Below are 11,215 nucleotides of genomic sequence, written 5' to 3' on the forward strand. Positions count from 1 at the left end.
TTTAGAACAAGCTGAAGAGGTTGTTTCTACAGTACGTTTCATTATCGAAAATGACGATATAACGGCGATGTAAACGGCCGCGTATTCGAGAACAACGGCGGTATTTGTCTGTAATTAGGTTGAATATTGGTTTATGAAAAACGGGCTTTAGCCCGTTTTTTTATGGATATTGCGTAGGGTTTGAATAATGCTTTAGCATTAGGTCATAATAGCTTCATTATAAAAGGAATATGGAAACAAAATGGATAAGCTGGAAAAGGCGACGAAATTGATGATGCTAGTTGTAGGTTGCATCGGCCTGCTGGTGATCTATTTTGGCTTTTTTTATTTAATGTTTACTGGTAGAAGCACGGCGGCAATTCCTTGGTATATTTTACTTTCACCTTGGGTTTGCATTTATTTTGGCTTAACTAAACATCAGCAATTAGCTGTTGTACGCTGGTTCACCGATAAATGGTCACGTAAGTAAGCGTGCTGGCTTAAATCATTTTACTCATAAACTTAATGCGATAATGGACAAGTTTTCGCGGCATAATTTTCTAAGAATGGTTTTAGGTAGAAAATGACACTTTTTAAAACGACATTTTTGACGTTGATAAGCTTAGGGATACTGCTTGGCTGTGATAATGCGCCTAAGCCTAGTGATATTAAGCCTGTTACAGGGGCTGTTGATGGCGTAGGTATAGCTGAATATGGCAGCTGGCCATCCCCTGTGACACCTGAAGATGTATATGATTTAACTGACGATATCAGTGATATTCGGGCCACGACTCAAGGTATTTATTTCGTTCAATCTAATGCGAATAATGAAGATAAAAAAGGTGTCTACCGGATTGAGCTAGACGGCTCTGCAACAAAAATCGCTTCGTCAGATTTTGATATTCGCAGCCGAGTACATGAGTATGGCGGTGCACCATTTGCGGCAATTGGTAATAGTTTATTTGCCACTAAATATTCTGATCAAATTCTGTATCGTATTGCGCCAAATCAAGCGCCGTTTCCTCTCACGCCCAATGGCACACGCCACAGCGGGTGTATATCTAATCCAAAAGCTTCACGTTTAATCTGTATTCGTGAAGATCATCGCCAACAAGGTGAACCTGTAAATAGCTTAGTTGGCATTAATTTAAGCTATGCCGATGAAGGCGAAATGTTAATTTCAGGGGCTGACTTTTATGCCATGCCCGTGTTGTCGCCAGATCAGAGTCAGTTAGCCTGGGTATCTTGGCAACATCCAAATATGCCATGGGACAACACCCAGCTTTGGGTCGCAGATATTGATGCTAAAGGTGCCATCAATAATCCAAGGCAAATTAAAACGCAACAACAGGGCGCTATTACTCAGCCTCTCTATAGTCCATCGGGCAAACTTTACTTTATTGCCGACTTTAATAACTGGTGGAATATCTATCGGCTTAATGAATATCAGCAAGCTGAAATTGTTCTAGAACAACAAGCTGAGTTTGCCGATGCAGATTGGCGAGTCGGAAAATACAGTTATGCTTTTGAAGGCGAGCATCGACTCGTAGCCAGTTATAATCATGAAGGTCGGGCACACTTAGTGCGCATTGATACCTTAAATGGTACTACTGAATCGATTGCTGTTGATTTTGCAGAAATTGCTTACGTCACTAAAAATGACAATGAAGTGCTGTTTGTCGGTGCTAAAGAAACACCGGAAAAAGGGATTTATAAAGTCCAAGGCCGTGCTGCACAGTTAGTCTATTCGCCAACACTTCCGACGATGGACCCGAGCTTTATATCTAGAGCGGAAAGTTTACAATTTAAAACTGCTGATAATCAGACCGCTTATGGTTATTTCTATCCGCCCACCAACCCTAACTTTAAAGGCCCAAGCTATAAAGAGCCGCCTTTAGTGCTGATGATGCACCCAGGTCCAACAGCTAAAGCGAGTCGCGCGTTTAGGCGTGATATTCAATATTGGACCAGCCGCGGCTTTGCAGTGTTTGATGTTAATTATCGAGGCAGCACAGGTTTTGGCCGAGAATACCGTAATAAATTATATGGTAATTGGGGCAAGTCAGATGTAGAAGACGCGGTGAGAGCGGCAGGATTCCTGGTTAATAGCGGTAAGGTCGACGGCAGAAAATTGGCAATTAGAGGTAACCGTGCTGGTGGTTTTACCGCATTATCTGCAGTGGCTAACTACAGCACCTTTGGTGCAGGTGTGAGTTACTCAGGGATCAGTGATATGGAAGAGTTTAAGCGTCATTCACATAAGTTTGAGTCGCATTATTTACTGCGCTTGCTGGGCAGTGCTGAAAATTACCGGCAGCGCTCGGCAATGGCGAATCTCAAAGGAATAAATGAACCACTGTTGTTGATCCAAGGAGTGCAAGACTCGCTTATTCCTGCTGAGCAATCTTTGACTATCTATGAGGCGGCGAAAAGAAAAGGCATTCCAGTGGCTTATCTTGCCTTTGATGATGATGCTGCTAACCGGGTTTCAGCAACAAGTAAGAAACAGGCATTAGAGGCTGAACTCTCTTTTTATGGACAAATCTTTGGCTTTACCCCCGCGGGCAGTATGCCTGCACTAGCAATCGAAAATATCGAGCATTTACGTCGACGCTAGTCGTGACTATTGACTTAGCCGATTAAGGTTTTGAGCAAGTATGCTTGCTCAATCCGGTTAAAATGGCGCAATTGGGCTGATTGCCACCTTGGCAATCATGGATAAACTGCGATAATTGCTGTTTCAAAACGGTCAGTTGCTCAATACGCGATTCGATATCTTGTAGGTGATGGCTAGCTACTGCTTTTACATCCGCCGCATTACGGCTGGTGTTGTTTTGCAGTTCAAGCAAGGCTTTGCAATCTTCTAAAGTAAAACCTAAGGCGCGGCAGTGCTGAATAAACTCTAATGATTCAACCGATTTTAGACTGTATTCACGGTAGCCGTTCTCACCTCTTTGACCGACGACTAGGCCGATATCGTGATAATAACGAATGCTCTTAACTGATAATCCCGTTAATTTTGCCACTTCACCAATTTTCATCTACATCTTCCTTATCGCTTTTCTTTGCAGCTTTTGCACTATTGAAGTTGACTCTCCCCTTATGGGAGACATTACCTTTGATTTATCAAAGAAACAAATTGGGAATTGTTGTTATGGCAAACATTAACTTATATGTACCTAAGATGAATTGTGCAAGTTGTGTAGCAAAGATAGAAAAGGCATTTGCTGGGACAAATAACACCTTGACCGCCAAAGTGAATCTTGCAGATAAACAGGTATTAATATCCGGTGATATTAACGCCAAGGCAGCGATTAAAATCATCAGCAGCGTGGGTTATGACAGCGAACAAGTGCTTGATGCCAAAACGGCTACCGAGCAGAAAGCGGCGGATGAAGCGAAAGAGTATCGACTACGAATGCTGCAAGCGGCGATTGGTTTAGGGCTAGGTGTACCGCTGATGCTGTGGGGCTTGCTTGGCGGTGAGATGATGGTTAACAACCAAAATCAGCAGTGGGCGTGGGGCATAGTTGGCGTAGTGACCTTATTGGTGATGCTATTGACTGGACGGCACTTTTATCAAGGTATGTGGCGTGCAGTTAAAGCGAAAAGTGCCAATATGGATACTTTAATCGCATTGGGAACCAGTGCTGCATGGATATACTCGATGATGGTGGTTGTGGCGCCAGACTGGTTTCCGGCAGATACCCGCCATGTTTACTTTGAAGCCAGCGTAATGATTTTAGGCTTAATCAATCTAGGTCATGCCTTAGAGCTACGTGCCCGGGGTAAAACCAGCGAAGCAGTACAAGCATTATTGGGCTTACAAGCCAGCACAGCGATTCGTATTACCCAAAGTGGCGATGAAGAAGTTGCCATCGATGCGCTGCAAATAGGCGACCGATTACGTTTGCGCCCAGGGGATAGAGTCGCCCTTGATGGCGAAATTGAAAGTGGCCAAACCCTGATTAATGAATCGATGTTAACCGGTGAGCCTGTACCGGTGCAAAAAGCTCAAGGCGATACAATCAGTGCTGGCACGGTGAACACCAATGGCAGCTTGATTTATCGAGTAACCGCTAAAGCGACAGACACTAAATTAGCAAAAATAATAGCGTTAGTGCAGCAAGCACAAGTCTCTAAAATGCCCATTGGCCGCTTAACCGACAAAATCTCAGCCTACTTTGTACCGGTTGTAGTGATGATTGCGATTATTAGCTCGCTAGTCTGGTATAGCTTTGGTCCTGAACCTGCGCTTTCTCATGCGTTAGTGGTGCTAACCAGTGTGCTTATTATTGCTTGCCCTTGTGCGCTAGGTTTAGCAACGCCTATGTCGATTATGGTGTCGGTTGGTCGGGCAGCGCAGCTAGGCGTATTAGTCCGTAATGGTGAAGCGCTACAAACTGCCAGTAAAGTCACTACTGTGGTGCTTGATAAAACCGGCACTGTGACCCAAGGCGCGCCGGAGCTAACCGATATACTGATGTTAAGCGAATCGGCAGTAGATGAATCGGTTAACAAAGCCGAACTTTTAAAAAATGTCGCTTCGTTGGAGCAACACTCAGAGCATCCATTAGCGAGTGCTATCATCAATAAAGCCAAACAAGATGGTTTGGTATTGGTCGAGCCTGAGCAATTTACCAATTACCAAGGCATGGGCATTAGCGGCCAAGTTAATGGTCAGCAATACAGCGTAGGCAATTTAAGTTTAATGCAGCAATTGCAAATTGGTGAATCGGCAGATTGCGAGCAGCTAAGTGCAGAGCTTGCAAGCCAAGCAAAAACACCCATATTTGTCGCTGTAGATAAACAGCTGGTTGCGATAATGGCGATTGCTGATCCAATAAAAACCGATGCGGCAGAGGCTATTCGCGCCATGAAAGCCAAAGGTTTAAAAGTGGTGATGCTTACCGGCGATAACCAAATTACTGCTAACGCAGTAGCGGAAAAAGTCGGTATTGATACAGTGGTTGCCAATGTATTACCAGAGCAAAAGCAAGCTAAGGTGCTTGAGTTACAACAAGCGGGTGAGGTGGTGGCGATGGTTGGCGATGGTATCAACGATGCGCCAGCACTGGTCAGTGCCGATGTGGGCTTTGCTATGGGCTCTGGGACTGATATAGCCATTGAAAGTGCCGACTTTACCTTGTTGTCATCACGCTTAATGGTGATTAACGATACCTTGGCACTATCAAAAGCGAGTATGAATAACATTAAGCAAAACTTATTTGGCGCGTTTATCTATAACACCTTGGGTATTCCGGTGGCGGCAGGCTTATTATTTCCGTTTACCGGTATGCTGTTAAGCCCAGTGGTTGCGGGCGCAGCGATGGCACTATCTTCACTTACTGTGGTAACTAATGCCAATCGCTTACGTAGGGTTAAGCTATAATCGTTTGCTTAACTGATTATTAATCGGGCGAGAAGTTATAGCTAACTATACTGTTCTGTATATTGCAGGCGAGGGATGACAGTTTAATTCACTAAAATGTCATCTCAATGCGCCTTTGACAGTTGATAAATTAGGCTAAAATGCTATAGTATCGCGCTTAATTTTACAGGCTTGGCTCCCGATGGCGTCAACCTTCGGCCAGTAGGTTGGTAGCGAGTAAAACTTGGTACTGATTTACTGGTTTTTGTTTTATCTATGATGACATTAATCATATAACCAAAAGCGGAATTGTCACTTTGATTACTACAGCTAATATCACCATGCAGTTTGGCGCTAAGCCACTGTTTGAAAACATCTCAATTAAGTTTGGCGGCGGAAACAGATACGGTCTGATCGGCGCCAACGGTTGTGGTAAATCAACCTTCATGAAGATCCTTGCTGGTGATTTAGAGCCAACTGGTGGTAACGTTTCATTAGACGTGAACGAGCGTTTAGGTAAGTTGAGCCAGAACCAGTTTGGTTACGAAGAGTTCAACGTAGTTGATACCGTAATTATGGGCCACGCTGAACTTTGGAAAGTGAAGCAAGAGCGCGACCGTATCTACTCTCTACCTGAAATGTCTGAAGAAGACGGTATCAAGGTTGCTGATCTTGAGATGGAATTCGCTGAGATGGACGGTTACACCGCAGAATCTCGCGCTGGCGAATTGTTAATGGGCGTAGGTATTGGTGTTGAACAACACTTTGGTTTAATGAGCGAAATCGCTCCAGGCTTTAAGTTACGTGTACTTTTGGCTCAGGCGTTGTTCTCAGATCCAGATGTACTTCTGCTTGACGAACCAACCAACAACTTGGACATCGACACCATTCGTTGGTTACAAGAGATGCTAAATCAACGTAACAGCACCATGATTATCATCTCGCACGATAGATATTTCTTGAACTCTGTTTGTACGCACATGGCTGACTTGGATTACGGTGATATCCGTGTATTCCCAGGTAACTATGATGAATACATGATGGCTGCCCAGCAGTCTCGTGAGCGTTTGATGTCTGACAATGCTAAGAAGAAGGCACAAATTGCTGAGCTTCAAGGCTTCGTTGCACGTTTTTCTGCTAACGCATCTAAAGCTAAACAAGCAACATCACGCGCTAAGCTAATCGACAAGATCAAACTTGACGAAATCAAAGCATCTAGCCGTGTTAACCCATTCATCCGTTTCGAACAAGAGAAGAAATTGTTCCGTAACGCATTAGTGGTTGAAGACTTGTCTAAAGGTTTTGAGCATAACCTATTTAAAGACCTTAACATTATTGCTGAAGTTGGCGAGCGTATCGCGATTTTGGGTGATAACGGTGTGGGTAAAACAACACTGCTACGTACTTTAGTACACGATATCCCACAAGACAGCGGTACCATTCAATGGTCTGAGAACTCAGCGATTGGTTACTACGCACAGGATCACGAGTCAGACTTTGCTAACGACATGACATTGTTTGAGTGGATGAGCCAGTGGCGCAAACCAGAAGATGACGACCAATCAGTTCGTGGTTACTTAGGTCGTATGCTGTTTGGTTCTGACGACATCAAGAAGTCTGTAAAAGTACTTTCTGGTGGTGAGAAGGGTCGTATGTTGTTTGGTAAGCTAATTATGCAAAAGCCAAATATCTTATTACTTGATGAACCAACCAACCACATGGACATGGAATCAATCGAGTCATTAAACAACGCGCTTGAAATGTACGAAGGTACATTATTGTTCGTCAGTCATGACCGTGCATTCGTATCATCATTAGCGAACCGCATCCTTGAAATCACACCAACTGGCGTGAATGATTTCAAAGGCACTTACGATGAGTTCCTAGCGAGCAAAGGTATTGAAGGTTAATTAACCTTTAGTAATTCAAAGTTTCAAATAAAAGCCCGAGCAATCGGGCTTTTTTGTGTCTGGAACTGTCCCGTCCTGAGATAAGTTGACCTTTGTTTACTAGAGTGCCATGGATGGCAAAAATTTTCCGTTGTGTCTGGAAGTTGGCTAGTCTTGGAATGATGGCTGATTATATTTTCTAGTTAAATGTTTCTGCTGTTTTTATTTATACTGCAAGGTCAGATTTTTAGCATCGATATGCAGTCTTAATTTACAATATCCGATAAACGATCAAAAGGACTGATTGTTCCTGCTCTATTTTGCCCAAGAACATGTGTGTAAATTTCTGTCGTTCGCAGATCTTTATGCCCTAATAACTCTTGTACTGTTCGTATATCACTGCCCTGAGCTAATAGTTGTGTAGCAAATGAATGGCGAAAAGTGTGGGCAGTTACTCTTTTCTGAATATTACTTTTTATCACTGCGTTTCTCAGGTTTTTCGAAAAGCTCGATTCATGAATATGATGGCGACAAAGGTATCCGTCAATGGGGTGGCAACATGTCGTTGTCGACGGAAATAGGTACTGCCAACTCAAGTCTTTTAATACTGATTTGTATTTCCGGTGTAAAGCTGAAGGAACAGAGGTGAGGCCATTTCCATTATTTAAGTCATTTTTATGGATTTCATTGACCAACTGTATTTGGTTTTGCAAAGGTTGATTTAATTGCTTAGGTAACAGTGTATATCGGTCTTTTGCCCCTTTCCCTCTAAAAACAAATAAAGACTGAGCTTCAATATTCACGTTCTGTACTCTTAATGTTAAAGCTTCCCGTAGCCTTAACCCACAACCATATAACAATGAAGTGAGTAACCAATATGGAGCGCTAAGATGCCTTAATATCAATGCGACCTCGATAGGCGTTAATACTGTTGGTAAGTTCTTTGGCTTTTTAGCATAGCCATATTTTAAACCTTCAAATTCCATACTGAGCACATGTTTGAACATAAAAATTAGTGCGCATAAGGCTTGGTTTTGTGTTGCCGAACTGACACCTCGATTACAGCTAAGAAACGTAAGAAATTGCTCGATATGACAGCCTTGCATATCTTTTGGGTGCATATACTGATGAAATCTAATGAAATAACGTACCCAATACAGATAGCTTTTCTCAGTTCTCAAACTGTAATGTTTAGTTCTTAACACTTGCCGAATTGATTCAATAAAAGACGATGGCATAGCTCCTCACCTATCAATACTGTCTATATATACAGTTATAATGGGTGTTTGACATTTTTGCCATTATTTTAGTATAAACAAGGAAGATATTTTAAGTAGGATGTTTATAAGTAACTGTTTAAAAACAACTATCCATAATAGTTAACTTTCGATATGTCACAAATATGTAAATTCTGAGTTTCACCATGAGAAGTGCTAGTAAAAGTACAGACAATGAGGGTGTAAAGTATTGAGTTTGTAACTATTCAAGGTTAGCCTGTTAACATTTAAGTCGCTAGGCTGTCTGTTCTTATTCGGAATTCAGCCTAATATACTGTTATAGCTCAAGGGCGGCATAGGGTTTCGTTCTACCCAAGCTTCACACTTCAAGTCGGTTGCCGTCGCTAAAATCTGGTACTATTTAGAACAAATCGCGGTCATCTTAGGCTGCACTATTTGGCAATGGAATGGCCATCAATATCAGCAGTGTCGTTCCTCGCTCAGTGCATCTCCAACTTCACCGCATAAACAAACAAAATAGCAGTGGTTTTTAGCATTGCCGTCCTTTCATCAGGCAGTGTTAAATCGCGCTATAACAAGGCGCTGCACACGACCGTATTCTGCGCATTTCTGTTTGTGCAAAAATCGCACAAACAAAAATCCGCGCCATACGGCCTGTGAGCTAGGCGTTAGAAATTCATCAAACTTGTGGTTGTCGTTAAAGTTTTAGGAAGAAAAAATGAATGGACAAGAAAAACAAAAATTAAGAAGTGCTTTCGACTCAATATTGAGAGCGGATTATATTACTTTAGACAATTTAAATGAACTTGGAGATTTAGAAGAATACTTTATTGATTTCTTTGGAATGCTACAGAGTTTACTTCAAAAGCAAGATAATTTTGTTAGTGGTAGAAGAGGGACAGGGAAAACAACCAACCTTTTAAGAGGCTATTACGAATGCCTTAAATCAATAGCGCCAAAGCTAAAGGATAAAGAACGCTTAATAACGCAAGATAAAGTACTTCCTATTTATATTGACTTAAGTACTTGTAATGACCTTTTCGATTCAAATGATGACCTCAATTTAACTGAGATTCATTTCATTCGCCAAATTATAGATTCTCTAAAAAAACAGCTTAATCTCATGTTTGAAGAGAAATTTTTAGCTGTATTTTCTAAAGAAAACCCAGCTTTGGACGACTTGGACTTCATTGAAAAGGTTTTAGTTGAAGGGATTACACTTTCTACCTCAAAGCAGGTTAGTTTAACCAGCGCAAGAAAAGTTGGTGAAAATTCTGAAATATCAGCCGAAATATCAAACACTAAGGCAAAAGTTTCTGGTAAACAAAATGAATCCTACGAACTTGCTCAAAGTAAAACCGTAGAGCAAATTAAAGGGCTCAATGTTCAAGAGTTTCTAAATAAAATAAGTGATATAAAGAAAAAAGCAGGCATAGACTCTATTTATGTGTTCGTTGATGAATATTCAGATTTAAGCCCTAAAGCACAAGCAACTTTTAGTGCTCTTTTAAAGTCATTTTTAGGCTCTAGAATCGGTATGTTCTTCAAAGTAGGTGTTATTACCGACCGCTATGATTTTGGTGAGAAAATCATAGTTGGGCGAGATATATTCCCTATACCTCTAGACTTTAATGAATACGCGGATAGGTACGACGGAACAATTGCAGCAATAAACAAAACTCAGACATTTGTCGAAAATTTAATAACTAAACGAATAGAAAAATTTTGTCCAAGTTTAGAATTAACAGATGTATTTAAGTCTAACTTTACCGAGATCGTTTATCGAATAACCAGAGAGACATTAGGTGTATCAAGAACCATTGGCATTATTTTACAAAACGCATTTGTCCAAGCAGGCTCTAATTCTGATGCTAAAATCGGTTTAGCTGAAATTAACTATGGAATTAGTAGTGCAAGAAAAACATATCAAAAACAATTTTCAGGAAGTGTGAAAAAAAGGCTAGTTCCTGGCTTTAATTTAGATATGTGGAATGCAATATTAGCTAAGGCAATAGAAGAGAAAAATAAATATCCTGATAGACCTGCAAGTCACTTCATGGCAGATCCAATCAGAAATGAATATTTAAATGTACTCTGTGAGAATTTTCTAATTCACTTTATGTCAGAAAATGTCACATCTAAACATGGCGGGAATTACAATCTCTACTCAATAGATTATGATGTTTGTCGTGAATACAAAATTAAATATGCTGATAAAAAAGATGAATATACACCAATTAGGTTTATTTATGATTCAGTTCTTTCAAAATTTGACCCTTATTTTTTAGAATCAAAACAAAAGAGTTATAAGTGTCCTGAATGTGACAAGATTTACGCTGAAGAAGATGTTCAAAAATCAAAAGTTAAGCGTTGTTTTGAGGATGATGAAAAACTAATTGAAATTATCCATCAAGAAGCTCCTGTTACAAATGGCAATTTTGCCGAAGTTGAAATAAGAATTTTGGGTTTAATATCACAGCTCTCACCCGATGAAGCTTTAACCGCAAGAGAAGTTGCTGATTCCGTTGGTTGTACCATTCAAAAAGTATCAGCATGGGCAGGCAAAGTATTAGGTAAAAAAGGTGAAATTATTATAGATAAAACACATAGTCCGTATAAGTATCATACGGCTGAATTATAGAATTTCTAACAAATAAGGATAGGCCGCGCGTAGCCGCGTCCTTATCCCAAGTGTTGAACAAGCCCGAGTGATACCTTTATAGTGTAAATATCGGCGT

7 protein-coding genes are annotated in these 11,215 nt (G+C 41.0%); 5 read left to right on the plus strand and 2 right to left on the minus strand.

Going from position 1 to position 11,215, the window contains the following annotated elements; all coding sequences use genetic code 11:
* Positions 1-241: 241 nt before the first annotated feature.
* Both L2748_RS21925 and L2748_RS21930 read left to right on the plus strand, forming a co-directional pair.
* Positions 242-469 (plus strand): hypothetical protein, encoded by a 228-nt coding sequence (locus L2748_RS21925; RefSeq protein ID WP_220780629.1) that lies wholly within the window; start codon positions 242-244, stop codon positions 467-469.
* 93 nt (positions 470-562) lie between these two features.
* Entirely contained in the window at positions 563-2,596 is a 2,034-nt protein-coding gene (locus L2748_RS21930; protein WP_220780630.1) for a S9 family peptidase, read from the plus strand.
* Between the two features lie 22 nt (positions 2,597-2,618).
* Here the strand turns inward: L2748_RS21930 and cueR are convergent, their stop codons facing one another.
* The gene (cueR, locus tag L2748_RS21935; protein ID WP_220780631.1) at positions 2,619-3,020 is read right to left on the minus strand and encodes a Cu(I)-responsive transcriptional regulator; all 402 of its coding nucleotides are present in this window, start codon (positions 3,018-3,020) and stop codon (positions 2,619-2,621) included.
* Positions 3,021-3,133: 113 nt separating this feature from the next.
* On the opposite strand from cueR, the gene L2748_RS21940 reads away from it, so the two are divergent.
* Entirely contained in the window at positions 3,134-5,371 is a 2,238-nt protein-coding gene (locus L2748_RS21940) for a heavy metal translocating P-type ATPase (protein WP_220780632.1), read from the plus strand.
* A gap of 296 nt (positions 5,372-5,667) precedes the next feature.
* The gene (locus tag L2748_RS21945; RefSeq protein ID WP_220780633.1) at positions 5,668-7,260 is read left to right on the plus strand and encodes an ABC-F family ATPase; all 1,593 of its coding nucleotides are present in this window, start codon (positions 5,668-5,670) and stop codon (positions 7,258-7,260) included.
* Between the two features lie 245 nt (positions 7,261-7,505).
* Here L2748_RS21945 and L2748_RS21950 read toward each other — a convergent pair whose 3' ends face one another.
* The gene (locus L2748_RS21950) at positions 7,506-8,477 is read right to left on the minus strand and encodes an integron integrase (protein ID WP_220780634.1); all 972 of its coding nucleotides are present in this window, start codon (positions 8,475-8,477) and stop codon (positions 7,506-7,508) included.
* 718 nt (positions 8,478-9,195) lie between these two features.
* Between L2748_RS21950 and L2748_RS21955 the strand changes: the two genes are divergently transcribed.
* Positions 9,196-11,118: an ORC-CDC6 family AAA ATPase gene (locus L2748_RS21955; RefSeq protein ID WP_248957750.1), complete on the plus strand. Its 1,923-nt coding sequence runs from the start codon at positions 9,196-9,198 to the stop codon at positions 11,116-11,118.
* Positions 11,119-11,215: the final 97 nt, after the last annotated feature.

The sequence above is a fragment of the Shewanella sairae genome (assembly GCF_023283535.1).
GTDB classification, from domain to species: domain Bacteria; phylum Pseudomonadota; class Gammaproteobacteria; order Enterobacterales; family Shewanellaceae; genus Shewanella; species Shewanella sairae.

Excerpts from the sequence above, each read along its gene's own strand:
- L2748_RS21925 (WP_220780629.1), top strand. The coding sequence starts at position 242 with ATGGATAAGCTGGAAAAGGCGACGAAATTGATGATGCTAGTTGTAGGT.
- L2748_RS21955 (WP_248957750.1), top strand. The coding sequence starts at position 9,196 with ATGAATGGACAAGAAAAACAAAAATTAAGAAGTGCTTTCGACTCAATA.
- L2748_RS21950 (WP_220780634.1), bottom strand. The coding sequence starts at position 8,477 with ATGCCATCGTCTTTTATTGAATCAATTCGGCAAGTGTTAAGAACTAAA.
- L2748_RS21930 (WP_220780630.1), top strand. The coding sequence starts at position 563 with ATGACACTTTTTAAAACGACATTTTTGACGTTGATAAGCTTAGGGATA.
- cueR (WP_220780631.1), bottom strand. The coding sequence starts at position 3,020 with ATGAAAATTGGTGAAGTGGCAAAATTAACGGGATTATCAGTTAAGAGC.
- L2748_RS21940 (WP_220780632.1), top strand. The coding sequence starts at position 3,134 with ATGGCAAACATTAACTTATATGTACCTAAGATGAATTGTGCAAGTTGT.